Here is a 24,915-nt window from a genome sequence, read left to right on the forward strand (position 1 = left end):
GATGTGGCGTTATGGCAGTTAATCGGATCTATGCTTATTACAATAACAAAGGCGGTGTGGGAAAGACTACGCTCTGCCAGAACTCCGCGAGCTTATATGCTGCAAAAAACCCCAATGAACTTGTTTTAGTTATCGACCTCTGCCCGCAGGCTAATATTTCACAGTTCTTTTTAGGCGGTGCACATGAAGGGTATGCCGCAAATCAAAAGCTGCAATCATCCGCCACACGCCGAAATGTAGTTGGATTTATGGATTGGCTTCTGAAAGGCAACTCGGCCTTCACTAGCTTAACCGGCAGCTACATGACTCAAGTACGACCATACAACTCTGACATATCCAAAAATCTATTCCTAATCGCTGGCGACTCATTTCTCGAGTCTCAAACTCTCGCACTAAATTTTGCAACAATGAACCCCGGCAACACCAATGCCTGGCAAGAATATGTTACGGCCATTAGACGCTTATGCGAACTGGAACTTCAAAAGTCCGAATATGAAAATATGACAGTCTTTATCGACTGCAATCCAAGCTTTTCCATTTATACACAGATGGCGCTCGTTTCATCAGATTTTCTAATCGTCCCCATGATGGCAGACTTTAGTTCTCTTGAAGGAATAAAAGGAATTCTCATGCTCCTTTATGGGAAATTCCCATCTGCAGCCGCAAAAAACTATGCGTCGACTGTAGTTACTTTCAACAGACAAATTAAACAGTTTGAACTCGACCTGCCAAAAATCTACGAATTAGCTTTTAACAACTATACGGTCAACTCCGGGGTTGCAACAGCGTATGATTCTATCCGCTCTGACTTAATCCAATACGCTTGGGAGCAGTTCAAGCTAGACCCTAGCATTTTCGCTGGCACTGGGGACGTAACCACTACTAAAGCAGAATGGGAGGACGCATATGTCTCTAACGTTAAAGACTTTCATACTTCAGGCAAAGTATCTGCCAGTCTCGGAATCCCGCTGCATAGACTACCGCTACAGAGCTCCTATGAAATGCCTCATGGGGAAACAGTAAGTCTTCCCCCAAAAAATTATGCGGATTCGTTACAACACTTAGAAAGCTTCGTCGCCAAACTGTAAGCCTCAATCGCCCTCCCTTAATTTAATAGGGAGGGCATTCCAAATGCAAAACACCAGTTTAAATTTACCCATTAAAGTTAGATACCTAGAAGATCAAATTTATGAGTATCGAAATCACCAAAATTCCGGAATTCGCAGAAAAGCTTAATCACTTCGGAATTGAGCAAATAACTTCAATTGCATTAATTCCCGAGAACATAGAGACAGCCGAAGCAATACATGAACTGCGCCAGCAAACCGAAGCAGATACAATGCGCACTATTCTACGTATCAATGGTATATCTACATCTGAATTATTTTCACAAGAAAATCGGCCAGCCTATATTCAGAACAACGGTTTTGAATGGTTTGGTCCTACCATACTCATACCAGCCTCACTTATCCTTCAAAACCCACACATCAGCCCCATAATAATTGGACTTCTAACAAATTACCTTTACGACATCTTCAAAGGCACATCACCTGGCACAGCCTCACTAAATATCATTCATGAATCTCCGAATGGTAACTACACCAAAATTTCTTATAAAGGAGATCCTCAAGGGTTAAGCGAATTATCTGAAATATTGCGCTCACTGGATTAATTAATATGACTTTTGATGAAATTATTGATTACTTCAACGAGCAAATCAAAGCTGGTGAAAACCTCTTATCCCCCGCACGATCAAAAGAGTTGCAATTAGAGACCTGCAATACTCTTGAGCAGCTTTTAAAATCTGCAACCGCAAACAAATTCAAAGCAATTAAAGCCAGCCTCGAAAATGAGTCCAATATTTTATTAGGTTATGAGTGCGCTATTGGCTCAGTTCTTTGCGAGCTAAGAATGTGGATATTGTTAAAACTCGACAAAGGGAACGAAGCATGGGATCAACTAATCGGAGCACAAATTGCGGCTATGGATGCGCTTCGTGCTCATAATGGTTTCTGTCATGCCGCATCTCGAATTAAGAAACTTGAAACACTAGAGACCACTTTATTTCCACCACAGTCTTTCTTGAGCGTGGGTTTTATTTCTAAAAGCCTTGATTGCTCTATATGCGGTGACGCTTTCGCTATCTGTGACCACCTTAGAGGCAAGCCGTACATGGGAATGTTTTGTGAAGTAATTCATCGCGACATAGTAGGCGATCACATAGCTCTTGTAGAAACACCTGCAGATAAGCGCTGCCGAGTTACGTCATACAAAGTGAAGATTGGACATACAGATAAAATTACTCTGAACGTAACACCTTACAAAGGCGGCGAAAAATTCAACGATAATAATTCACTGGAAGTTGAGGGTATTTTTTTTGCTACAGACCGCTATCCATATTTGAAACCCAATGAAGATGTACTATTAGAACCCTGAACCGGCGAAAATTCAGAATAACAGTGCGAGGTGCTCTGTAGACATCAAGATGCCACATCCAGTCAACTGCTATCCACTATCTGCAACGCACCACCCAAAGCTGATCAAGTTTGGTAGTAAAGCTCTGGCTCATCATATCTCTCCGCATGCCCCAGCTAGGATCCGTCGGTACGCTCGCAGAACGCAGAGTGCCCCTGCCCCATCGTTCGTTGATCTGGTCCAGCACCGTCATCACCCGTGTTGCCTCCGCCGGCTGAGACGTGGCGAACAAATCATCGGTGTACTCACCTGGCTGGCAAAGATTCAGCAGCATAACCTCAGCCTTGCTGTACTTAAATCCAGGCCGAAATATGCGATCAAGCGAACCAACCGCTGCTTGAGTGAGCAAGCGCACGTCGTCAGTTGGATACGGCATATCCACCACAACGCCGTTCGCATACTTGGCTTCCTCTGGGTTGAACATGCCAGTACGGATGCACACGCGCACCTTCTTGCACAGTGAGTTCTGAGCTCGAAGCTTCTCGGAGGCTCGCATCATGTAGGTGGCCACCGCCTCCTTGATAGGAGGCAGTTCCGTCAGCCGCTTGCCGAACATGCGACTGCAGCAGATCTCCTGCTTGGGCGGATCAGGCTCGTCCAGCTCCAGACAAGGCGTGCCGCCCAGCTCCCTAGCCGTCTTCTCGATCACAACGCTGAACTTCTTGCGGAGCGTCCATGGGTCCGCCTTAGCTAGGTCCATTGCAGACTTGATGCCCATCGCATCAAGGTGAAGTTTCATCTTTCGGCCAACGCCCCACACCTCAGCCACGTCCGTATTACGCAGCACCCAGTCCCGCTTAACCGGGTCGGTGATATTGACCACACCACCGGTCTGCGATTGCAGACGCTTCGCGGTGTGGTTTGCCAACTTAGCGAGAGTCTTAGTGTGAGCGATACCTACTCCGACAGGGATGCCGGTGCAGCGAAGTACCTGGGCGCGGATCTGTCGGCCTAAGGTATCCAAACCACCCACACCGGTCAGATCGGCGAATGCCTCATCAATGCTGTAAACCTCAACTGCCGGCACCAATGACTCGATCAGACTCATCACGCGCTCGCTCATGTCACCGTACAGTGCGTAGTTGGAGGAAAACGGCACAATGCCGTGTTGCTTGAGCTTGTGCTTGATCTGGAAATACGGCTCGCCCATCTTGATGAACGGCTTCGCGTCGTAACTGCGCGCGATGACACAGCCGTCGTTGTTGCTCAGCACCACGATGGGCACCTTCGCCAGGTCCGGCCGGAACACCCGCTCGCAACTGGCATAAAAGCTGTTGCAGTCGATCAGCGCAAAGGTCGGTTCTTGCTTAGACATGGCTGCGCACTGTGCTGGTGATCACACCCCAGATTGAGAGCTCATCGCCTTCAAGCACATAACGCGCCGGGTATTTGGGGTTCTCTGATAAAAGGATCACCTCCCGGCCTCGCTTACATAGGCGCTTGCAGACGGGTTCATTGTTAAGCAGAGCCACCACCACATGCCCGTGAGCCGGTTCAATGGCACGATCCACCACCGCGAGATCGCCTTCGAAGATACCAATCCCCTGCATGCTTTCCCCAGTGATTGCTACCAGGTACACATGCGGTGCGCGGATATTCAGGACCTCATCCAATGAGATGTGCTGCTCAATGTGATCCGCTGCCGGCGAAGGAAAGCCGGCCGGAACCTGGAACGAGCACAAAGGCAGCTTCGCGCCTACCTCAGCAATGGGACCTAAAATGGTGAAGCTCATGATACGGCCTTTAGAAATACTGTACGAATGTACAGTTAACTTTGTAGGACGCTTGCGGTCAATTTATCTGTAGGGGATTTCGACAGACGGAGAGGGGCGTATGTGCGGACGATTCGTGCAGTACGAGGGGATGGCGATCTTCATTGAAGAATTGAGCCCGCAGATAGAGCTGTTCAGCGGTTACGACGCTCAGCCCATTGATCGCTACAACGTCGCTCCGTCGACGCGGGTGCAGTTGCTGCACGCCGCAGAGGATGGACTGCATATTGATGCAGTAAAATGGGGATGGGCGCCGTTCTGGGCCAAAGGCAAGCGCCCTGACCCAATTAACGCACGTGTAGAGACGGTCACCACGGGAAAGTTCTTCAAACAGCTTTGGCCGAATGGCCGAGCCCTGGTCCCGAGTGAAGGGTGGTATGAATGGGTAAGAGACCCTGACAATCCGAAGAAAAAGCAGCCCTACTTCATTCGCCTGAAGAGTCAGAAACCCATGTTCTTTGGCGCACTTGCCCAAGTTCATCCTGGCCTGGATCCGCACGACGGCGATGGGTTCGTGATCATCACCGCCGCCAGTGACCAGGGAATGGTAGATATCCACGACCGCAAGCCGCTAGTGCTGACTCCCGAGCATGCTAGGGAATGGATTGAACCCAGCCTTACTCCGGGTCGCGCCGAGGAAATAGCGAAGGAATGCTGTCAGCCTGTTGATGACTTTGAGTGGTATGCGGTAGGCAAAGCTGTTGGTAACGTGAAAAATCAGGGAGCTGATTTACTGCTGCCCATGCCGCCGGAGGACTCTTAACGAGCTTCAGAACAGCCCCCCTAACGCCGCCGGCTCCCAGTTCATGATCACAAGTTCGCCGCTAACCTCGGCCTTACCCTGCCGCTGATTTTGATTGCAGTACCGAATGTCCACGGTCTCAAAATGAAAGCCCTCGAACACCTGCCGAATGTCCGGGTGATCGTTGATGCTAACCATAACCTTTCCCTTGCAGCGTCGCATGAAGTCGGCCATGCGCTCGTAATTTTCAAAGGGAAAATCCACGCCATAACCGGCCGTCTGCCAGTAAGGCGGATCCATGTAGTGGAAGGTATGAGCACGGTCGTAGCGTTCGGCGCACTCAAGCCAGCCCAGGTTTTCAACATAGGTGCCGGACAACCGCTGCCACGCAGCAGATAGATTTTCCTCTATCCGCAGCAAGTTGATGGCCGGGCCAGTAGTCGCGGTCCCAAACGTCTGCCCCGTACGCACCCAGTCCGACAACATGAAGGAACTCAAACAGCTAAGGAAAGCTTTTGAGAAAGCCCCTATTGATTCAATAACGCCCCAGGTGGTCGCGCAGTACCGGGACGCCAGGACCGCAAAGGTCAGGGCCAACCGCGAGATCGCGTTGCTGTCGCACATGTTCACGATCGCCCGCGAGTGGGGCCTGACCAACAACGCCAACCCGTGCTTCGGTGTGCGCCGCAACAAAGAGACCCCACGTGACTATTACGCTGGCGATATCGTGTGGAACGCGGTGTACGGCGCAGCCGTGCAGGAACTTAAGGATGCCATGGACCTCGCCTACTTGACCGGTCAGCGCCCAGCCGACGTATTGAAAGTGGCCACCACTGATTTAAACGCCGAGTTTCTGATGGTCAAACAGGGAAAGACGGCGAAGAAGCTTCGTCTGCGGCTGGAGGATGAAGGCGAGCAGTCCGTGTTGAGCGCCTTTCTCAATGACCTACAGGAGCGCCGCGCCCTTAGTGGAATAAAAACATCGAGGCTTATCACCAACACATCCGGACTTAGGATGAGCCAGCAGATGCTTCGAAACCGCTGGGACGAAGCCCGTGAGAAAGCCGCCATCAAAGCTGGAGCCGATGGCGACTCTGACCTGGCCGTGCTCATCCGCTTGTTCCAGTTCAAAGACATTCGCCCGAAGGCTGCTAGCGAGATCGAACTCACTCACGCCAGCCGCCTGCTGGGCCACTCCTCGGAAGAGATCACAAAGAAAGTTTATCGCCGCGTTGGTGAAATAGTAAAACCTACCAGATAAACCCGGACAGAAGATAACGGTTACGGAGACAACCCTCAAGCACCTAAAGACCTAGCTCGCCGAGCAAAATCCTAAAATATTTCCAGGCAGTAGTAAGAAGCATTAGTTTCAGGTAAGAATACTGCTGCCACTAGGAGGCCTTATGACAATAGAGTGTGGATTCCATTTAAAAAACTACAAAAGCTTCGGCGCGTCCGGCGTAAAACTTGAAACCATAAAAAAAATTAACGTAATTATTGGTAGAAACAACATAGGTAAATCAGCTTTACTACGCGCCCTAGATTATTTATGTGAAGACCACACAAATTACAGCGACATACGCGACTACATCACCATCACACAACCCATTAGACAACATCAGCTACTGCAGATTTTTCATAGAAACTCTTCAAGTGGTGATTTAGGAGGAAACCACTGGGACGATCACGGCTCGAAATTCGTAGATGCCAAAATCACATGGCAAGATGTAGCCCAAGACAGTATTGACATCTTAGATATTGACCGAGTCGCATCTGATACAGAACTAAAATACCTTTCCAAACTCAAGCTCTCACCAACCTTGCGAGTATACAAGCATATCAAGCTAGATGCAGATCGCGATATCTCTGCAGAAAAAATAGAAGACGGAATCACACTATCCAGCAGTGGTGCTGGAGCGACGCAAGTTATACAGAAGCACCTTCTACACGTTGGATTCGACAGATCTTTGATTCAAGAAAAATTACTAGATGCATTAAATAAGATTTTTGCGCCGGATTTAGTATTTAATGAAATAACCACTCGATATCACTCTCAGTCAGATCAGTGGGAAATATTTCTGGGCGAAACCGATAAAGGTCCAATTGCCCTTTCTGCATCAGGAAGTGGCTTGAAGACCGTAATGCTCACCTTGTTGAATTTATTAGTCCGTCCAAGCTTCGAGTCAACCTCCCTAGGAAGGTACATATTCTCTCTTGAAGAGCTTGAAAACAACCTACACCCTGCATTACAAAGGAATCTTTTTATTTTCCTTGAGGAGTTCGCTGTTTCAAACGACTGTCATATCTTTCTTACCACTCACTCCAACGTTGCGATTGATATATTCGGCGGATCAGAACACTCACAAATTCTACATATTGCTCGAGGTAGCGATGGAGTAGTTGGACACATTTATGCCGGAGAAGCTACCGGTCATGGCGTATTGGATGACCTCGGCGTACGGGCAAGCGACTTACTGCAAGCGAATGGCTTAATTTGGGTCGAAGGCCCTTCCGATCGGGTATTCTTAAAAAAATGGATTGATATATGGAGCGAAGGTACGCTCAGTGAAGGTAGGCATTATCAGTTTGTTTATTACGGCGGCAGTATTCTTGCAAATATCGATGCTAGCTTTAGCGAGGACGATACAAAAGAAGCAATCAAAGCATTTAGAATAAATCGTAATTTCGCTTTTGTTTGCGATAGCGATCGAAAACACCCCAACGGTTCGTTGAAACCGAGAGTGGCAGAGTTAATTAAAGAAGCGGCGGACACACGGGCAATGGTGTGGGTTACTCGTTGCAAGGAAATTGAAAATTACATTCCTAAGGAGGCTTTCGAAGCAGTTCACAACTTAGAAGATTTGCCGCAAATTGGCGAGTACGAATCAATCCTAGACTATCTAACTGTTAATGGCATATCAAAAGCGACGAGCTACACAAATAAGCACAACAAGGCATTTGCCTACGCGGAACATCTTACTCGCCAGAACCTTGCTTTTCGAGCAGAGCTTGAACACCAGGTTGCAGAATTGGTGACGAAAATCCGAGGCTGGAACAGCTAGAAGCCATGAGACGAAAATAGTGCATCACCCTCCTTGCGCTTTACGTGATGGGGGGGGTTGCGGAACACATGCCAAAAGTTGCGGAACGGTTCTTAAATCACAGGCATTAAAAAACCCCGTAGACCATTGATCTACGGGGCTTTAAGAGTGGAGGCCGAGGTCGGAATCGAACCGGCGTAGGCGGATTTGCAATCCGCTGCATAACCATTTTGCTACTCGGCCTCAAACGATCAGTGTCTCAACGACTAACACTCACCGCATAAAAAATTGAGTGGGCTAAAAAACCCTGCCTCTACTCTAACTCATTGAATACATTGAGGTTTTTAATGCCTCATTGCGTTCGATGGGCGCCATTATGTACGTATTTGCCAGTGCGTGCAACCCCTTGATTTCAAAAATATTTCGTATTGCCATCAAGGGGTTGCGTGCCTGCCCTGCTCCTTGATGTGCAGCTGTTGGTACTGCGGGTCAGCCTTGATTTGGGCTTCGGTGAAGGGCAGCGGGCTGAGTTTTTTCTGGGAGAACGCTAGGGTCTGGTCCTTGCTGTGTTTGGAGGCTGGGTTGCTGGACTCGGAGAACGCAAGTACGCCCCTGGCATGCGGCCCCTGATCGTCAAAGGTGACGATTTGCAGGTAGCTGGTGCCGCTGACGACTTCGCGTTTGCCATCGGCGCGGGGTACGGTTTGCATGGCATTGTAGACCCCCAATTCTTGCGGGCCGCCATGGACCGGGGTTTGGCCCGAGACTTGGATATCGCCCCATGTGCTGTTGGCGCTCAGGCCGAGTTTGGCGACATCGGCGGTAGACGTCAGCATCGCTTCTCGCAGGGCTTTGGCGACGGGTGCGCGGTCGATGGCCAGGCCACGTGGGGTGATGAGAGGCTGGGCCGGGTCGAAGGCGACGCGCCAGGCGTCGGGGATTTGCTGCAGCTGTTGCACCAGGTTGATGAAGTGCACAAGGCCCACGCCGCTGTCGAGGTTGGCGCGCTGGTCCCAGTTTTTCAGGCTGGTGCACAGCGGTTGCAGCGCGGTGGTGTCGGCGCCGAGGTGTTTGGCGCAGAACGCGAGCAGGTCGGGCATGACTTGGCCCGCCAGGTACACCTCGTTGTCCATCACCATGTTTTGCAGGTCGGTGACGCTGATCGGTTTATTCAGGGACTGCAGGCGTTGTAGCGCGAAGCGCCCGCGGGGGCCGAGGCCGATGTGGTCCTGGCTGATCACCGGGGAGAACCCGGTGAGTGGCGCCTTGGGGTTGACCAGCCACGCCGAGTCGTTGGAATGCTGCACGTAGTCGCTGCGTTCCAGTTGCGGCAGTTGGTCGGCCGGGAAGATGCCGGCCTGGGCCGCGCGTGGGTCGATGTCCCAGGCGCAGGCGCTGCGGGCGCCGTCGAGCATGATCAGTTGCAGGCCGGCGCGAGGGTCGCTGCATTGCGACAGTTTGGCCGCGCTGACGTTGGGCACCACTGACTGGTTCATGTACAGGCTCTGGCCCTGGTCATCGGCCGCCACCGTGTTGACCCACGGGATGCCTTGCAGGGTGCGCACTGAGGTTTTCAGTTCATTGAGGCTGCTGGCGCGGTTCATCGCATACCACTGTTGCAGCACGCGGTCGTTGCCCAGGTTGGCGTCGCGCAGGCTGTAGGCGTGATGCCTATCCCAATCGAGCTTGCCCGGCCACTGCACCACCGGGCCGAACTGCGAGCTATAGACCGTGTGCGACTGGTTCTTGAGGCTGCCATCGGCTTGTTTGACCCGCACCTTCACCGTGGTTTTATCCAGGGCAACAGATTTGCCATCGAGCATGTAGCGCGTGGAATCCTTGGGGTCCAGGGTCAGGCGGTACAGGGTGAAGTGCTTGGACGTATCCACCGTATGGGTCCACGCCACATGCTGATTGAAGCCGATATTGATCACCGGCAAGCCCGGCAGCGCGGCCCCCATCACATCCAACTGGCCGGGGATGGTCAGGTGCATCTCATAAAACCGCATGCCACCCACCCACGGGAAGTGCGGATTGGCCAGCAGCATACCGCGCCCATTGAATGAGCGATCCCGCCCCACCGCCACCGCGTTACTGCCGCGATCGAAGGCGAAGCGCTGTTGGTTGGCGGCGGCCAGTTCAAACGCCTTGGCGCTGGTCGGCGCACTGGCCGTCGCGTGTGGAGGTGTCGCACCGACCAGCGCTTCGGCGAATTGGCCTACACCACCTTCCACCAGCAGCCTACGGGTCAGTTTGACCAAGTCTTCAGCCACCAGTGGCCGTACCCACGCCGCCTGGCACTGAGCCGGCGCGCTCTGCTCTTTCAGGTAGCGGTTGTAGCCGGCCACATAACCTTCAATACGCTGCTGGATCTGTGGACTCTGCGCTTTCCAGAACGCGGCGACGGCGTCCGGCGTATTCAGCCAGGTAAAGAACACATCGCTGGCCAGGTTGGTGCGCTCTTCCAGGGTCGTCTGCTCCGGGCCAAAGAAGTTGGCGCGCTGGCCATTCACCGTGACCACTTCATTTGCCAGCAAGCACAGGTTGTCCTGGGCGTAGGCGTAGCCAATGCCGAAGCCCAGGCCACGCTCGTCATTGGCGCGGATGTGCGGCACGCCGTAGCTGGTACGCCGGATATCCGCCGACGCTTGCGTCACCTGCTCCCGCGCCAAAGCAGCCAGGCTCAATCCCAGCAACACCCCGGCCATACATACCCTGGACACCCCATTGGAAATAATCACGCAGACTCCACAGTCAGATTTAACCGCCTCACGCGGGGCAATAACCCCACCGTAAGAACGCAAACCACCGGGAATAATTTAGCAAGGGGCGAGGTTTATTGAAGACAGCGCGAACGTAACAAAACCGATACCGACAAATTTTCTACATCCGGCACTTCATGATTTCGCTCGCTCGTTCGTCTTATTAACCAAGAGCGCTCATTTTTTTCCTGATCAGGCTCTGATAGGGAGTTTTAGCATGTACAACCCGCAAGTGCCCACGGATGGACATTCACCGGCTGCCGACACCCATTTCGGCAGCGGTACACACGTGTTCGGCAAAACGCCGGAACAGCAAGGCAACCAGCGTATTCGCCACCTGCTCAAGTGTTTTGGCTTGCGCACCAGCCTGATCCGGCTGAAGGTCATTGACGCCCTGCTCACCGCCGCCGACAACCGACGCAGCCTCGGCGTGCGCGGCGTGCACAGCCATTTGCTGGAACTGGGCATTCCGCTGTCATTTCTCAGCGTGCGCGAGGTGCTCAAGCGTCTGTGCAGCGAAGGCGTGATCACCCTCAATGCAGATAAAAGCTACAGCCTCCACGAAGAGGCTGCCAAGGTGATCGAAGGTCGCACCTGAGGCGCGATCTAGCGCTTAGAGCTTGACCTTGCGGCGCATGACACCGTTGATCACCACGACGACCACTGCGACGGCAATGGCGATGGTCTGGAATGTTTTCTCACTGATAACCCCAGTGTTCTGCAGGTAGGACAGGCCAAACATCGTCGCCAGTACGGCCAGGGCAATCAGAATCGAATATTTCAAACGTTGCTTTTGTGTCATGACGGGTTCCTGAACCTGAAAAATATAGCCGCTGTGAACGGGCCGACAGGCGCTCATGTTACAGGTGATGAAAAACTTTGGCATGTCCGGCTGGATTTAGCCATTGACCAGCGGTATCCCATTAACACCCGATCACACTGTGAACGGGAACGGCGACGGCGAGCACTGCCAATCAGAATTGTGCCTTTTCGACAGAAAGTCTGAAAGCACGCGCAGAACCTCTGAATTCACAGGTATTCGCTATGACCGCCAACAGCAGTGCCGCCAGGCTCCACTCAATTTCGCCTCCCCCCTATACATCGCCAATGCAGCCAGACACTGTCACTGCAACGCAACCGATAAAGGCTGTGCCATCCTCCCCTGCGCCTAGACCGGGCCCTATCAGTGGAGCCCTGGGCTGGCCCGTGCCATTGAGCGCGGAACAACAGCGAATAATCGAAAACCTCGTCGACCGTAACACCGCGCAATTGGAAGGATTACCGCTGATCATGCGGCGTCACGGTGCGTTGGGCTACCTGCTCCAAGGGCAGCGCCTGTCCCCACTGGAACTGCGCGATCCTGCCAAGGCGTTGGAACTGCTGCTCGATACCCCGCGCGCACGAGCGCTGGGCAAGGCAATAGAGTCAGCATTGGCGGGTTTTCCAAATGCCACCCGTCGAGAGGATTATGTACTGGCGGCTATCCAGATAGGCCTGGATCCCGAGTCAATGACGGCTCCGGGCAGGAGCACCGTTGCTGGCTACAACCTTGCCCAAAACGATCATTGGGGTAAACCGGCCTCAGCAGTGATCGACGGTTTGAGCCGCCACCTGGAGAGTGAGCGGCGTAGCGAAGCCGGTGACTTGGCGGCCCGGCTATTGCTGGCTCGGGTGGCACCGCAGTTTTTGCTAAAGGACATCCCTGACCATGTGGTCTATGGCAGCCACGCCTGGGCGACGATGAGCATTCTGGTCGCCAGGCAAGAAGCCCACGTGCCGGGCTCGGCAAAAGAGATGACGTACGCTCAGCTCTTGGAAAACGCGGAGAACCTGGCGCCGCCCGCCTCCAAAGCGGCGCAGCGAGCAGCGTTGATCGACTGGGGTGTATGCAACGGTTATCTGCGCATCAGAAACGACGAGCATTACGGCAAGGACGAACTTGATCTGGCGCGAACTGCATTCAATGAGCAACTGGACCAAATGAAAGCGGCCTCGGAGCAGCTGGACATCAAGCTACCGAGCCGCAAAGCGATGGCCCTGGCCGTACTCAAGCAAGCATTTCCGGATATTGATGAGCGTGTGTTTGAAATCAGGGGCTTGTCGATCAAGGATCGAGAGTTCAACCCAGGTTCGCGCTCGATGCTCGACATCGTCATGGAAGGGAATACCCTGGGTCCCTCCGATCTCTGGGAGACCCGCGACAGGCGTATTCCGATTGACGCATTCAACACGTGGAGCAAAACCGCAGCTGCCGACATCGCAGTTGAATTCGAGCCTGCATTGAACAGGCAAAAAGACCTTCACGCCACGCTGGTCAAGCAATTAGTGGCTCGACTGCCACTTGAAGACCGCACACGTTTTGCTAATGGGAAGCTCGAGTTCTTCAAGGAAAACACCTACGCGCCGGGGCTGCTTTCAGACACCCTTGAACGTCGAAAAAACAGCCTGCTGGTAAAAATCCAACACAATAAAAAAGACTTTGTCTACGAGCTTGACCCGGAGCATGGCCTGATCCGGGAACGACCCTTGCTGGAGGGGAAGATCCCAAGTAGTCGGCGTTTCTACAACATGATCCACAAAGTTGAGCGCTTTACACCTAAGGACAACAACACCGCGCATCTGCGTGAGGCACGGGTGGGTGACAGCTATCGATCGCCCCAGAGTTTTTCCAGTGAGCGCACTCGCCACATCGCCGACGCCTACGTCGAAGCACTTGGCCTTGACGCGCAGTCCAGGGGACTGACCTCCTTTGATAAAGAACGCGGACAACAGGAAGGATTGAAACAATTCCTGCTCGACCTCATCCCCCTGCGCTCGGCTATCAATAACTTCCAGGACGGCAACTACGGCGCAGGCCTCACGGACCTGGCCATCGATATCTTCGGCTTCGTTACCGCCGGACTCGGTGCCGGTGCGAAGGTCGTGAAGGCGAGCTCCGCCGCGGTTTCTGGGGTGCAAAAAGCCCTCAAGGTGGCCAGGATACTGGGGGTCACGGCGATAAGTGAACTTAATCCAGTGAGTGGCGTAACGGATGTGATCAGAGGTACCGCAAACGTCATTGGCAAAGGAGCCAACTTCGCCGTGGAGAGCTATCGTTCCCTGTTCCGAGCCGCCGATGGAGCTGACTTGTTGGCCGCCAGTAAGAAACATGGCATCGCCGCCAGCGGTGAACTGCTGGTCGGCGACGCACGTGTCGAAACCATCGCCGTTTTCCACGAAGATCGTTGGTATCACTACGACCCCGTGACTCAGAAACCCTATGGCCCGCCACTCGACTACTTCACCCCTGCAAGCTGGGCGCAGTCCAATATGTTGATGCCGGCCAGCCGAACCTCGTCCGTCGTAGGCAACCATCGCTATAACCCGGTAGCTCTGAATTCGTACCCTCCTTTCCCGCCAACGATTGCGCCCACCCTGCCGCAGAAAACCGACCATTTAACGCCGGGTGAATACCTGAAAAATACCCAAGCCAAAGAGGTGCATGCCCATTTCACCCCATCGCGACTGGGGGCTACCCGGCAAAAATTTCTTAATGACATGAGTACGTTCTATATCACGGCCACCGTCCCAGCAACGCGCCCACCGCTGCCGGTCCTTAACGGTTCGACTGCCCCGAATGACCTTATCGAGAAAGCGCTGGACCAAAATAATACGCTGGTATTTGGTGAGTCCCATCAAGGCATGTCGAGCTTTCAAACGCTCTACGATGCGATGGACACATTTCAGGCAAAGGGGGTCAGATCTTTTTTTTGCGAAGGACTGCTGCCCAAAAGCAACGGTGGCTGGCGCGACGCCGGCCTGGGCACTGTCGCCCTTGATGCGCGGACACCGGGCAAGTTTCCGACCTTGGCCGACTTGTTGAAAAAAGCCGAGCTCAATGGCATCAAGGTCATCCCGCTCGAACACTACTGGCTGACGAAACGTAAGGACGTGTCGGGTACCTACCACAACATCCGGCCTGATACGGCGTTATCCAAACAGCGCCTGGAAGAATTCAACTATTTTGCTACACGAACTATCGAGCAACATGCCAACGGCGGAAAATCTGTGGTGTTGGTCGGCCGTTCACACATGATGACGTGTGAGGGTGTGCCGGGCATCGCGGAACTCACCAATGGCATCGGCATCGGCATTTATGAAGGCTCGCAGACCATCGCCTCGAAAAGTACCTACCGCATCCCTAATCCCAATCAATCACTGCAAAAGGGTGACATGGCGGGTGATTTTCAAATCTTCAGGAAAGTTGTTTAGTGCTCACACTGCGCGGACTCACGCCGGGGCGGCGAGGATTTAATACCCCACCCGGCGCTTATCGCAAGGCGCACGCCTAGCGTTGCAACCCGGTGCCAGGTTGGGCGCATAGTTCAACCAACCAATCCACGAAGACGCGCACGCGCTGGGACAGCTGGCGATGCGGCGGATACAGAGCCGTCAGGGCCATCTTCGGCACCGCCAACCTTGGTAGCACCTTCACCAGCGTGCCTTCGGCCAATTGGCGCATTGCGTGATAATTCGGCGCCTGTATCAGGCCGAACCCGGCTTCGCATGCGGCAAAGTAGCCGTCGGAACTGTTCACCGCCAACCCTTTGGGCAGGTTGACCGTCTGTAATTCGCCGCCCACCTCAAACTCCAGGCCGAACCGTTTGCCGCTGGCGCTGGAGACGTACTCGACCATCTGGTGATCGACCAGGTCTTCGAATGAGGTGGGAACCCCTCTGCGCGCCAGGTACTCCGGACTCGCCAGGGTGAGTTGATCCATCATCGCCAAAGACCGCGCCACCAGCGATTCGTCCAGGGCCAGGCCGCCGCGCAGCACGCAATCCACGCCCTCGCGGATCAGGTCCACCGGGCGGTCGTTAAGGCGGATCTCCAGTTCGATCTGCGGGTAGCGCGCAGTGAATGACGGCAATGCGGGGATCACGATCAAGCGGCCAATGCCCGACGGCATATCCACGCTCAGGGTGCCGCGCGGGTTGTGGCGCTGGGTGGAAAACACCGCTTCGGTTTCTTCCAGGTCTGTCAGCAGTTGTACGCAGCGCTGGTAATACGCGGCGCCATCCAATGTAGGGCTGACTTGACGCGTGGTGCGTTGCAACAGTTGCACGCCCAGGTGTGCTTCCAATTGCTTGATCAGGATGGTCACCGAAGCGCGTGGCAATTGCAGGCTGTCGGCCGCCTTGGCAAAGCCGCGCAGTTCGACGATCCGTGTGAACACGCGCATCGCGTTAAAACGGTCCAAGTGCAGGCTCCCCATTGGATTATTTAGATAATACGAACAGTGATAGCACTTTTAGCCGGTTTATCCAGTTTTTGTCGAGCGTGACAATGGAGTCCTTCCCCATCAAGGAGCTGACCCCATGCACACCCGTCCTCTAGGTACAAACGGCCCACTCGTCTCCGCCATCGGCCTCGGCTGTATGGGCATGAGCGATTTCTACACGCCTGGCAACGACACTCGGGAAGCCACCGCCACCCTGCATCGCGCGTTGGAGCTGGGCATCAATTTCCTGGACACAGCTGACATGTACGGCCCGCACACCAATGAACAACTGATCGGCAAAGCCATCGCTGGCAAGCGCGAGCAGGTGTTCCTGGCCAGCAAGTTCGGCATCCTTCGCGACCCGGCCAACCCCGCGTTGCGCGGCGTCAATGGCCGCCCCGAGTACATCCGCGAAGCCATCAACGGCACACTGCAGCGCCTGGGTGTAGAAACCCTGGACCTGTACTACCAGCACCGTATCGACCCGGAGGTCGCCATCGAAGAAACCATCGGCGCGATGGCCGAGCTCGTGCAACAAGGCAAGGTGCGTTACTTGGGCCTGAGCGAAGCCTGCGCCGCCACCCTGGAACGCGCTCACAACGTGCATCCGATCAGTGCCCTGCAAAGCGAGTACTCGTTGTGGAGCCGCGACCAGGAATACAACGGTTGCCTCGCCACCTGCCAGCGCCTGGGTATCGCATTTGTGCCTTATAGCCCGCTCGGCCGTGGCTTCCTCACGGGCGCACTGAAGAGTCCGGATGACGTTGGCGTCGATGATTATCGTCGCTTCAACCCGCGCTTCCAAGGCGAAAACTTCGTCAAGAACCTGCAACTGGTGCAGCAAGTGCAGGCGCTGGCAGCCGATAAAGGTGTCAGCGCCGGGCAACTTGCGCTGGCCTGGGTGCTGGCGCAGGGCGATTACCTCATTCCGATTCCCGGCACCAAGCAGCGCAAGTACCTGGAAGAAAATGCGGCGGCCGTTTCGATCAACCTCAGCCAGGCAGAATTGGCGGCACTGGAGGCGATCTTCCCCTCCGAGGCACCCGCCGGCTTGCGCTACCCCGAGGCGGTAATGGCCATGCTGAATATCTGATCAAAGGAGCGCCCTCAAAAGGCGCTCTTTTTTTCTTGCACGAGGGCACCTAAAGCTCCTCATGTCCAAGCCGATAGCCCTACGAAGCTCTAATAAAGCCGCGTCGACAATAAACGCTTCGTAAGGACGACCTCATGCCCACACTGCGCTCCATCCAAGCCCGCTATACCCTGTTCCTGGTGCTGTTCGTCCTGGTCTTATTTGTATTGACCGTGGTGGGAATCGGCCAGTTGGTCGCGCCTACGCTGCGTCACACCGAAGAACAGGTGGTGCTCAACCGCATCGCTGAGGTCGCCGAGCAAATCCAGGGCGAGCTGAACAAGGTTCAGTCCCAGCAACGCACCATCACTCAGACCATCCCTTTGCTCGACAGCGATGCCATCGACAAAGTCCTCCCAGGCCTGGTCGACCAATACGGCGAGCTGAAAGTCTTCGGCGGCGGGATCTGGCCGTTACCCAATCAACGCACGCCTGGACGCAACAAGCACAGCACGTTCTGGCACCGCGATGCCTCGGGCAAGCTGGCGGTGAATACGTTCTGGAACAGCGACCCCGCACCTAACTACTACGACCAGAGCTGGTACAAAGGTGGCCTGGCCTCGCCGCGCGGCCAATGCGCCTGGGCCGCCGCCTACAAGGATGACGCCAGCCAGGAGCCGCGTACCAACTGCGCCATGGCGATCCAGCGCGACGGCGTGCCGTATGGCGTCGCCACCATCGACGTGACCCTGGGTTTCTTCAACGACCTGGTGGCCAGCAAAGAAAAAGACATCGGCGGGCAAATGCTGATCGTCGAAGGCGACGGCAAGATCATCAGCAACAGCACGCGCATCAGCAGCCCCGTGGTGTTGAAAAACATCAGCGAACTCAGCGGCTCCTCGGCGTTCGCCGCCCAGGTCAGCAAGGCCCTGGCCCAGCGCGACCAGGCGCTACAACGCAGCGAGTTCGACAACCAGGGCGTGGCCAGCACCTTTTATATGCGCCCGATCGCCGGCACGCCGTGGTTCCTTGCCACCGCCCTGCCCACCTCGCTGATTACCGCTCAGCGCGATGACGTACTCGGCACCCTGGCCCTGCTGCAAATCCCCATGGTATTGCTGCTGGTGCTGCTCGCGGTGTATGCGATCCGCCAACTGGTGCAGCGCATGAAGTCGCTGAAAACCAATATCGACGCACTGTCCGCCGGCGATGCCGACCTGACGCGGCGCATCACCATCCGCGCCGAAGACGAACTGGGTGCCATTGGTCACTCGGTGAACCACTTTATTGTCTACTTGCAGAACATGATCGGCGAAGTCACCCAAGCCACCGGCGCCATGTCGTCGAGCCTTGAGCAACTGCAGCGGACCTCGGCGCACACCAACCAGATTCTGGTGCGGCACGCCTCGGAAACCGACCAGACGGTAACCGCCATCACCGAAATGAGCTCCACCGCCGACACCGTCGCGCAAAACGCCGCCGAAACCGCTGCGTTCACCCAGCGCGCCAATGAGCACGCTGACCGTTCCCGTGTGGTTGTGGGTGAGGCCTCCAACAGCGTCAGCGCCTTGATCGGCGAAGTCTCCAGCGCCACCCACAGCGTGGAAAACATGCGCCAGGACGCCGCACGCATCACCGAAACCCTCGGCGTGATCGGTGCAATTGCCGGCCAGACCAACCTGCTCGCCCTCAACGCCGCGATTGAAGCGGCGCGGGCCGGGGAACAAGGCCGTGGTTTTGCGGTGGTCGCCGATGAAGTCCGCGCCCTCGCCGCACGCACTCAGGCCAGCACCTCGCAGATCAACGAAATGCTCACCCGCCTGACCGCGGGCGTCAGTTCCTCGGTAGCCGCCATGGAAAACACCCAGGCCAGCTGTCAGTCGGCGGCGGATGCCACGGCGCGGGTGAACACCGGCCTGGACGAAATGGCAGGTTCCGTCAGCCATATCAACAACCTCAGCACCCAGATCGCCACGGCCGCCGAGCAGCAAAGCGCAGTGACCGAGGAGATCAACCGCAGCATGGTGCAGATCCGACAAATGGTCGAAGAGCTGGTAGAGAGCGGCCACGCCACTGAAACCAATACCCAGAGCCTGCTGGATGCGAATGGCCGGGTGATTGCGTTGATGAGTCGCTTCAAAGTGCGGTGATAAATGGCTGAAACACTCCCGTGCCAAAGCGCGGGAGTGGGACTATTCTGACAGCTCGAAGACGCCACACAGGAGGTGTGCCATGCGCGCAGCCGAGCAGTCGTTCCGCTTGGAGCGGATCAGTCAGGAACGCTTTATCCAGGCTCCCATCGAAGCCGTTTACGACTATGTGACCCAACCGGATCGCTGGCACGAATGGCACCCCACCTCCCTCAGCGCCGACACTGGCACCACCGGCTCACTGCCCGCCGGCGCACGTTTCACCGAGTTCATCGACTTGCTGGGTGTGCGTGTGCCGATGAGTTACCGCGTACAGATCGCCCGGCGCCCCGGCGAATTCAAGACGGTGTTCACCTCCCTGGCGGTTGATGGCTCCATCCACTATTTCCTGCTGCCCCATCAAGGCGGCACGCTGTTCAAGCGTGTATTGACGTATGAAACCGAATTGCAGCTGACCACGTTGCGTGAACGCATGATCGAACTCTCGGCGATTGCCCTCGGCCAGCTCAAGCTTCGGATGGAAAATCCCCCCGTCGTATAATTTTGAAACATTCCCGCCCTGCCTGCAGAGCTGTGGAAGCTGGCCTGCTTGCAATGACGTCGTCATGATCGCCGCCATCCCAAAGCCTAACGCCTGCACGCGAGTCTCCTCTATGAAAAGCACATTACGCTTGGCCCTGCTGTCTGCCCTGTTCACCACCACCCTCGCCCAGGCCGCCGACCTGATTCCCATCGACGTGCACCGTGACGCCAACTGCGGCTGCTGCAAAAAGTGGATCACCCATCTGGAAAGTAACGGTTTCAAGGTCAACGACCACGTGGAAGCCGATATGAGCGCCGTCAAACAACGCCTGGGCGTGGCACCGCGCCTGGGCTCGTGCCATACCGCCGTGATCGACGGCAAATTCGTTGAAGGCCATGTGCACGCCGATCAAGTGCTGGCCCTGCGCAAACGCAACGACCTGCTGGGCATTGCTGCACCGGGTATGCCCATGGGCTCACCGGGCATGGAAGTGGGAGGCCGCAGCGAGGCCTATCAAGTCATCGGGCTGACCCGTGAGGGTAAAGATGTCGTGGTGGCTGAATACCCGGCGCAATGATCGCGGGCTACCTGGGATTATTCTTCGCGGCGTTTGGCGCCGCGACCTTACTGCCACTGCAATCGGAAGCCGTGATGGTCGGCCTGCTGCTCAGCGGGCATTACAGCCTAGGGCTGTTGCTGGGGGCTGCCACGTTGGGCAACGTGCTGGGGTCGGTGGTTAACTGGTGGCTCGGAAGCTGGGTTGAGCACTTTAAGGAACGGCGCTGGTTTCCGGTCAGCGACAGGCAGTTGGACAAAGCCCGTCAACATTACGCGCGATGGGGGCATTGGACCCTGTTGCTCAGTTGGGTGCCGATCATTGGCGACCCGCTGACGTTGGTCGCCGGGGTGATGCGTGAGCCTCTGTGGCGATTCCTGCTGCTGGTGACCCTGGCCAAAAGCGTGCGTTATGGCGTGCTCGCGGCAATCACCTTACAGTGGGTGTTAATCCCCACTTAATCCCCTCGCAACAGCATCCGAGCACCCTTTTTCGGAGCCCCGCCAATGCCTCTGCCCCGTACTTTTTGCATCGCCGGCCTGCTCGCGGCCAGTACCGCCCCGGCGTTCGCCGCTACCTACGGCCCCGAGCTGCAAGGCTTCGAATACCCCTACCCGCTTCAGCATTTCGAATTTGAATCCCAGGGCAAGGCCTTGCAAATGGGCTATATGGACGTGCCCGCCAAAGGGCAGGCCAACGGCCGCAGCGTGGTGCTGATGCACGGCAAGAATTTCTGCGGCGCCACATGGGAAGGCTCGATCAAAGCCCTGAGCGACGCCGGTTACCGGGTGATCGCGCCGGACCAGATCGGCTTCTGTAGCGCCAGCAAGCCCGATCACTATCAATACAGCTTCCAGCAGCTGGCAACCAACACCCACCAGTTGCTGGAAAAGCTCGGGATTCAAAAAGCCACCCTCATCGGTCACTCCACCGGCGGCATGCTTGCCACGCGCTATGCACTGATGTACCCCGCGCAGACCGAACAACTTGGGCTAGTCAATCCGATTGGCCTGGAAGATTGGAAGGCCTTGGGCGTGCCTTCCCTCACCGTCGACCAATGGTATGAGCGCGAGCTGAAAGTCAGCGCCGAAGGCATTCGCAACTACCAACTCACCACCTATTACGTCGGGCGCTGGAAGCCGGAGTACGAGCGCTGGGTGGACATGTACGCCGGCCTGAGCAACGGCCCGGGGCATACGCTGGTCGCGTGGAATTCGGCGTTGATTTACGACATGATCTTCACCCAGCCGGTGTACTACGAGTTCAAGAACCTGCAAATGCCCACGCTGCTGCTGATCGGCACGTCCGACAACACCGCCCTTGGCAAAGACGTCGCACCGCCAGCGGTCAAGGCCAAGCTCGGCAACTATGCGGTGCTGGGCAAGCAAGTCGCCAAGTTGATCCCCCATGCAACCCTGGTGGAATTCCCAGGCTTGGGGCATGCACCGCAGATGGAGGAACCGGCCCAGTTTCACAAAGCCCTGTTGCAGGGTCTGAACGCGCTTTAATCCTACCTTTTTCGAGGTGCTCGTGAATGTCGGTACAGATCGCAGTCATTGATGATTGGCAGAATGTGGCCAGTGGCGTGGTGGATTGGTCGGTCCTGCAGGCCGTGGGCAATGTGCACTTTCTGCACGATTACCCGGCAGATACTGCCACCATGATCGAGCGTTTGAAGGGCTTTGAGGTGATTTGCGTGATGCGCGAACGCTCGACCTTCGACAAAGCCCTGCTGCAAGGCCTGCCTGCGCTCAAATTGCTGGTGACCGGCGGCATGCGCAACGCGGCGATCGACATTCGTGCTGCCAAGGCCCTGGGCATCACGGTATGCGGCACCGACAGCTATAAACACGCGGCGCCGGAACTGACCTGGGCGTTGATCATGGCCTCCACCCGTAACGTGGTGGCCGAAGCCAATTCGTTGCGTGCTGGCCACTGGCAGGTTGGCCTCGGCGGCGACCTGTATGGCAAGACCCTGGGCATTCTCGGGCTCGGTAGCATTGGCCAGAAGGTCGCGCAGTTCGCCCAGGTGTTCGGCATGCGCGTGATTGCCTGGAGCGAAAACCTTACGCCTGAGCGTGCTGCACAGTCCGGCGTTACGTGGGTCAGCAAGAGAGAGCTGTTTGAGCAGGCCGACGTCCTCACGGTGCACCTGGTACTCAGCGACCGCAGTCGTGGTTTAGTGGATGCCGAGGCGCTGGGTTGGATGAAGCCCACTGCCCACTTGGTCAATACCGCACGTGGGCCGATTGTGGATGAGCAAGCGCTGGTGCATGCACTGGAAACCGGGCGCCTGGCGGGGGCGGCGCTGGATGTATACGCCGAGGAACCGTTGCCGGTGGAGCACCCGTTCCGCCGTTTGGCAAATGTGCTGGCCACGCCACACGTGGGGTATGTAAGCCAGCAGAATTACCGGCAGTTCTATTCTCAGATGATCGAAGATATCCACGCTTGGACAAACGGTCTGCCCATTCGCGTGCTGGGCTAACGCACCATTCAAGGGCAACCCTCTTGCAGTGAGCGGTCTTGCCCCGCGCTGGGGCGCGAAGCGGCCCCAAAACCGTCACACTGGGGTTTCACTGCAGCACCGCGCAAACTAGATTAGGAGCGCTGCGCACTCCAGCGCAGGACAAGCCCGCTCACTACAACCCCCTCCCTTCGCGCAAAGCATATCGTTACAAGTATTTTGTCCTACAAAATTCTCGTATAAACCCTACAGACGCTAGGATCTGTCCTAGACTGATGACCGATGGGTCCGTTTCAAAACAAAAACCCCGCGAAAATAATCGAAACTTTCCAACTCAGCCGTAGGTCAGGTTGAGGGTAAGGCGCGCAAAAGCGGTTCATACCAGATGCCGTCTATCCAATCTTTTTAAGCTAACCGTGCAACTGGCATACGCTTTGCCAGTTTTGTCATGCACTTATGCGCTTGGCCGCAGGATGCGGTCATCGAAGCTAGTGGCAGCGTGCCATTAGCCGACCAACACTTGGAGATAACTATGAACAGTGCCGCTGCAAGTATTCAGGGAGAGCGTGTTAGTCAGCCAGTTGGCGGGTCGACCTCTTTAGTCGACCTCAACACGGCGCGGCCCGTCCCTAGCCACAATCCAAATCGTAAAAAGGTGCTGTTCGTCACGTCCGAATTTGCCGACCTTGTCAAAACCGGCGGCCTGGGTGATGTGTCTGCGGCGCTGCCCCGCGCCATGGCCCATCTGCACGATGTCCGGGTGCTGATCCCCGGTTACCCGCAGGTGATGGAAAGCGATAACCCGATCCACATCATTGGTGAGCTGGGTGGGCACGCCGCGTTGCCGCCGTGCAAGATCGGGCGCATGGACCTCAAGGACGGTCTGGTCGTCTATGTTTTGATCTGCCCCGAGCTTTACGAACGGGAAGGCACGCCCTACGGCGCCAACAACGGCCGTGACTGGCCGGACAACCATATTCGCTTCGCCCGCCTGGGCCTGGCCGCCGCTGACATGGCCGCCAACCTGGCGCAGATTCACTGGTGCCCGGACCTGGTGCACGCCCACGACTGGCCCGCTGGCCTGGCGCCGGCCTATATGCACTGGCGTGGGTCACGCACCCCGACGCTGTTCACCATCCACAACCTGGCCTACCAGGGCGTGATCAGCTTGGCCTCCACGCCAGAGTTGGGTATTCCCCCCCACGCCTTGCAACAGGAAGGCATGGAGTTCTACGGCAAGATGTCGTTCCTCAAGGCCGGCATGGCGTATTCCAGCCATATCACCACTGTGAGCGCGACCTACGCCCGGGAAATCACCACCCCGGAATTCGGCTGCGGCCTTGATGGCTTTTTGGCCAGCAAGACCCAGCAAGGTCTGCTCAGCGGCATTCCCAACGGGATCGAAGACAGTTGGGAAACCTCCACTGATCCGCACCTGACGCACAACTTCAATATCGGCGACTGGGAAGGCAAGGCAATCAACGCCGCTCAAGTGCGCAACCTGTTCGGTTTGAATGAATCGACCGGCCCGCTGTTCGCCGTCGTGTCGCGCCTGGTGTTCCAGAAAGGCCTCGACCTCACCGAGGCCGTTGCCAGCTTTATCGTCGAGCAAGGTGGGCAGATCGCGATCATCGGTCGCGGCGAGCCGGAAGAAGAGAATGCCATGCGTGAACTGGCGCTGCGCTTCCCTGGCCAAATCGGCGTGCGCATCGGTTTCAACGAGACGGATGCCCGACGCATGTTCGCCGGCAGCGATTTCCTGTTGATGCCGTCGCGCTACGAGCCCTGCGGTCTCAGCCAAATGTATGCCCAGCGCTTCGGTTCGCTGCCCGTCGCCCGTAACACCGGTGGCTTGGCCGACACCATCGAAAATGGCGTGACCGGGTTCCTGTTCAATGAATCCACCGTCGACAGCTACAAAGAAGCCTTGAACCGCGCGTTCAAGGTGTTTGCCTTCCCAGGCCTGCTCAACGCCATGCGCAGCCGGGCAATGACGCAGCCATTCAACTGGAGCCAGGCGGTGGAACCCTACGCCGAGCTCTACGAACAACTGGTGGCTAAGGCACTGGGGAAATCCGCTAAATAATCGAAGGAA

At 55.9% G+C, this 24,915-nt stretch carries 21 protein-coding genes, 1 tRNA gene and 1 pseudogene; 16 read left to right on the forward strand and 7 right to left on the reverse strand.

Features of this window, described 5'->3' with window-relative positions; translation table 11 throughout:
- Positions 1–11: 11 nt before the first annotated feature.
- The 3 genes from AACY44_RS10425 to AACY44_RS10435 all read left to right on the forward strand — a co-directional run bounded on the left by AACY44_RS10425 (position 12) and on the right by AACY44_RS10435 (position 2,436).
- The gene (locus tag AACY44_RS10425; protein ID WP_339530207.1) at positions 12–1,088 is read left to right on the forward strand and encodes a ParA family protein; all 1,077 of its coding nucleotides are present in this window, start codon (positions 12–14) and stop codon (positions 1,086–1,088) included.
- Positions 1,089–1,189: 101 nt separating this feature from the next.
- Positions 1,190–1,672, forward strand: a complete 483-nt coding sequence (locus AACY44_RS10430) for a hypothetical protein (protein ID WP_339530209.1) — start codon at positions 1,190–1,192, stop codon at positions 1,670–1,672.
- A 5-nt stretch (positions 1,673–1,677) separates the two neighbouring features.
- Positions 1,678–2,436 (forward strand): hypothetical protein, encoded by a 759-nt coding sequence (locus AACY44_RS10435; protein WP_339530211.1) that lies wholly within the window; start codon positions 1,678–1,680, stop codon positions 2,434–2,436.
- A gap of 76 nt (positions 2,437–2,512) precedes the next feature.
- Here the strand turns inward: AACY44_RS10435 and umuC are convergent, their stop codons facing one another.
- Together umuC and AACY44_RS10445 are read right to left on the reverse strand one after the other, a co-directional pair.
- A complete protein-coding gene (gene umuC / locus AACY44_RS10440) occupies positions 2,513–3,790 on the reverse strand; it encodes a translesion error-prone DNA polymerase V subunit UmuC (protein ID WP_339530213.1) in 1,278 nt (425 codons plus the stop codon).
- Positions 3,783–4,208: a LexA family protein gene (locus tag AACY44_RS10445; RefSeq protein WP_338500877.1), complete on the reverse strand. Its 426-nt coding sequence runs from the start codon at positions 4,206–4,208 to the stop codon at positions 3,783–3,785. Before AACY44_RS10445 ends, umuC begins: the two co-directional genes overlap by 8 nt.
- Positions 4,209–4,308: 100 nt before the next feature.
- Between AACY44_RS10445 and AACY44_RS10450 the strand changes: the two genes are divergently transcribed.
- The gene (locus AACY44_RS10450) at positions 4,309–5,010 is read left to right on the forward strand and encodes an SOS response-associated peptidase family protein (RefSeq protein WP_339530215.1); all 702 of its coding nucleotides are present in this window, start codon (positions 4,309–4,311) and stop codon (positions 5,008–5,010) included.
- Positions 5,011–5,016: 6 nt separating this feature from the next.
- Here the strand turns inward: AACY44_RS10450 and AACY44_RS10455 are convergent.
- Positions 5,017–5,454: pseudogene (locus AACY44_RS10455) on the reverse strand (DNA adenine methylase); the annotation flags it as partial.
- Between AACY44_RS10455 and AACY44_RS10460 the strand changes: the two are divergent.
- A complete protein-coding gene (locus AACY44_RS10460) occupies positions 5,414–6,250 on the forward strand; it encodes a tyrosine-type recombinase/integrase (RefSeq protein ID WP_339530217.1) in 837 nt (278 codons plus the stop codon). The pseudogene AACY44_RS10455 and the gene AACY44_RS10460 sit on opposite strands and share 41 nt — an antisense overlap.
- Positions 6,251–6,392: 142 nt before the next feature.
- Positions 6,393–8,051: an ATP-dependent nuclease gene (locus AACY44_RS10465; RefSeq protein WP_339530219.1), complete on the forward strand. Its 1,659-nt coding sequence runs from the start codon at positions 6,393–6,395 to the stop codon at positions 8,049–8,051.
- Positions 8,052–8,199: 148 nt separating this feature from the next.
- Here AACY44_RS10465 and AACY44_RS10470 read toward each other — a convergent pair.
- Positions 8,200–8,273, reverse strand: a tRNA-Cys gene (locus tag AACY44_RS10470).
- A gap of 191 nt (positions 8,274–8,464) precedes the next feature.
- Positions 8,465–10,771 (reverse strand): bifunctional acylase PvdQ, encoded by a 2,307-nt coding sequence (gene pvdQ, locus AACY44_RS10475; RefSeq protein ID WP_339530221.1) that lies wholly within the window; start codon positions 10,769–10,771, stop codon positions 8,465–8,467.
- Positions 10,772–11,009: 238 nt separating this feature from the next.
- On the opposite strand from pvdQ, the gene AACY44_RS10480 reads away from it, so the two are divergent.
- A complete protein-coding gene (locus AACY44_RS10480; RefSeq protein ID WP_339416075.1) occupies positions 11,010–11,390 on the forward strand; it encodes a fe2+ zn2+ uptake regulation protein in 381 nt (126 codons plus the stop codon).
- Between the two features lie 15 nt (positions 11,391–11,405).
- On the opposite strand, the gene AACY44_RS10485 is transcribed toward AACY44_RS10480, so the two are convergent.
- Positions 11,406–11,594: a hypothetical protein gene (locus AACY44_RS10485; RefSeq protein ID WP_049713137.1), complete on the reverse strand. Its 189-nt coding sequence runs from the start codon at positions 11,592–11,594 to the stop codon at positions 11,406–11,408.
- A 410-nt stretch (positions 11,595–12,004) separates the two neighbouring features.
- On the opposite strand from AACY44_RS10485, the gene AACY44_RS10490 reads away from it, so the two are divergent.
- Positions 12,005–15,043, forward strand: coding sequence for a membrane-targeted effector domain-containing toxin (locus AACY44_RS10490; RefSeq protein WP_339530223.1), 3,039 nt, complete (start codon positions 12,005–12,007; stop codon positions 15,041–15,043).
- A gap of 76 nt (positions 15,044–15,119) precedes the next feature.
- Here the strand turns inward: AACY44_RS10490 and AACY44_RS10495 are convergent, their stop codons facing one another.
- Positions 15,120–16,031, reverse strand: a complete 912-nt coding sequence (locus AACY44_RS10495) for a LysR family transcriptional regulator (RefSeq protein ID WP_339530225.1) — start codon at positions 16,029–16,031, stop codon at positions 15,120–15,122.
- Between the two features lie 118 nt (positions 16,032–16,149).
- On the opposite strand from AACY44_RS10495, the gene AACY44_RS10500 reads away from it, so the two are divergent.
- The 8 genes from AACY44_RS10500 (at position 16,150) to glgA (ending at position 24,906) form a co-directional block, all read left to right on the forward strand.
- Positions 16,150–17,145 (forward strand): aldo/keto reductase, encoded by a 996-nt coding sequence (locus AACY44_RS10500; protein ID WP_339416068.1) that lies wholly within the window; start codon positions 16,150–16,152, stop codon positions 17,143–17,145.
- 134 nt (positions 17,146–17,279) lie between these two features.
- Complete coding sequence (locus AACY44_RS10505; protein ID WP_339416067.1) at positions 17,280–19,274, forward strand: methyl-accepting chemotaxis protein; 1,995 nt, start codon at positions 17,280–17,282, stop codon at positions 19,272–19,274.
- An 82-nt stretch (positions 19,275–19,356) separates the two neighbouring features.
- Complete coding sequence (locus AACY44_RS10510) at positions 19,357–19,815, forward strand: SRPBCC family protein (protein ID WP_339416065.1); 459 nt, start codon at positions 19,357–19,359, stop codon at positions 19,813–19,815.
- 112 nt (positions 19,816–19,927) lie between these two features.
- A complete protein-coding gene (locus AACY44_RS10515; protein WP_339416064.1) occupies positions 19,928–20,374 on the forward strand; it encodes a DUF411 domain-containing protein in 447 nt (148 codons plus the stop codon).
- The gene (locus tag AACY44_RS10520; RefSeq protein WP_339530228.1) at positions 20,371–20,814 is read left to right on the forward strand and encodes a YqaA family protein; all 444 of its coding nucleotides are present in this window, start codon (positions 20,371–20,373) and stop codon (positions 20,812–20,814) included. The genes AACY44_RS10515 and AACY44_RS10520 overlap by 4 nt, the downstream gene beginning before the upstream one ends.
- A 45-nt stretch (positions 20,815–20,859) precedes the next feature.
- Entirely contained in the window at positions 20,860–21,861 is a 1,002-nt protein-coding gene (locus AACY44_RS10525) for an alpha/beta fold hydrolase (RefSeq protein ID WP_339436406.1), read from the forward strand.
- A 26-nt stretch (positions 21,862–21,887) separates the two neighbouring features.
- Positions 21,888–22,841 (forward strand): D-2-hydroxyacid dehydrogenase family protein, encoded by a 954-nt coding sequence (locus AACY44_RS10530; RefSeq protein WP_339427548.1) that lies wholly within the window; start codon positions 21,888–21,890, stop codon positions 22,839–22,841.
- A gap of 511 nt (positions 22,842–23,352) precedes the next feature.
- Positions 23,353–24,906 (forward strand): glycogen synthase GlgA, encoded by a 1,554-nt coding sequence (gene glgA / locus AACY44_RS10535; protein WP_339416060.1) that lies wholly within the window; start codon positions 23,353–23,355, stop codon positions 24,904–24,906.
- Positions 24,907–24,915: the final 9 nt, after the last annotated feature.

It is taken from the genome of Pseudomonas sp. RA_15y_Pfl1_P11, from assembly GCF_963970975.1.
Taxonomy (GTDB): Bacteria; Pseudomonadota; Gammaproteobacteria; order Pseudomonadales; family Pseudomonadaceae; genus Aquipseudomonas; species Aquipseudomonas tritici.

What these genes read in the sequence shown, in the direction of transcription:
- AACY44_RS10460 (WP_339530217.1), top strand. Translation starts at nt 5,414, where the DNA reads ATGGCCGGGCCAGTAGTCGCGGTCCCAAACGTCTGCCCCGTACGCACC.
- AACY44_RS10510 (WP_339416065.1), top strand. Translation starts at nt 19,357, where the DNA reads ATGCGCGCAGCCGAGCAGTCGTTCCGCTTGGAGCGGATCAGTCAGGAA.
- AACY44_RS10430 (WP_339530209.1), top strand. Translation starts at nt 1,190, where the DNA reads ATGAGTATCGAAATCACCAAAATTCCGGAATTCGCAGAAAAGCTTAAT.
- AACY44_RS10485 (WP_049713137.1), bottom strand. Translation starts at nt 11,594, where the DNA reads ATGACACAAAAGCAACGTTTGAAATATTCGATTCTGATTGCCCTGGCC.
- AACY44_RS10505 (WP_339416067.1), top strand. Translation starts at nt 17,280, where the DNA reads ATGCCCACACTGCGCTCCATCCAAGCCCGCTATACCCTGTTCCTGGTG.
- AACY44_RS10425 (WP_339530207.1), top strand. Translation starts at nt 12, where the DNA reads ATGGCAGTTAATCGGATCTATGCTTATTACAATAACAAAGGCGGTGTG.
- AACY44_RS10450 (WP_339530215.1), top strand. Translation starts at nt 4,309, where the DNA reads ATGTGCGGACGATTCGTGCAGTACGAGGGGATGGCGATCTTCATTGAA.
- AACY44_RS10500 (WP_339416068.1), top strand. Translation starts at nt 16,150, where the DNA reads ATGCACACCCGTCCTCTAGGTACAAACGGCCCACTCGTCTCCGCCATC.
- AACY44_RS10435 (WP_339530211.1), top strand. Translation starts at nt 1,678, where the DNA reads ATGACTTTTGATGAAATTATTGATTACTTCAACGAGCAAATCAAAGCT.
- AACY44_RS10520 (WP_339530228.1), top strand. Translation starts at nt 20,371, where the DNA reads ATGATCGCGGGCTACCTGGGATTATTCTTCGCGGCGTTTGGCGCCGCG.
- AACY44_RS10465 (WP_339530219.1), top strand. Translation starts at nt 6,393, where the DNA reads ATGACAATAGAGTGTGGATTCCATTTAAAAAACTACAAAAGCTTCGGC.
- AACY44_RS10530 (WP_339427548.1), top strand. Translation starts at nt 21,888, where the DNA reads ATGTCGGTACAGATCGCAGTCATTGATGATTGGCAGAATGTGGCCAGT.
- AACY44_RS10525 (WP_339436406.1), top strand. Translation starts at nt 20,860, where the DNA reads ATGCCTCTGCCCCGTACTTTTTGCATCGCCGGCCTGCTCGCGGCCAGT.
- glgA (WP_339416060.1), top strand. Translation starts at nt 23,353, where the DNA reads ATGAACAGTGCCGCTGCAAGTATTCAGGGAGAGCGTGTTAGTCAGCCA.
- AACY44_RS10445 (WP_338500877.1), bottom strand. Translation starts at nt 4,208, where the DNA reads ATGAGCTTCACCATTTTAGGTCCCATTGCTGAGGTAGGCGCGAAGCTG.
- umuC (WP_339530213.1), bottom strand. Translation starts at nt 3,790, where the DNA reads ATGTCTAAGCAAGAACCGACCTTTGCGCTGATCGACTGCAACAGCTTT.
- AACY44_RS10480 (WP_339416075.1), top strand. Translation starts at nt 11,010, where the DNA reads ATGTACAACCCGCAAGTGCCCACGGATGGACATTCACCGGCTGCCGAC.
- AACY44_RS10515 (WP_339416064.1), top strand. Translation starts at nt 19,928, where the DNA reads ATGAAAAGCACATTACGCTTGGCCCTGCTGTCTGCCCTGTTCACCACC.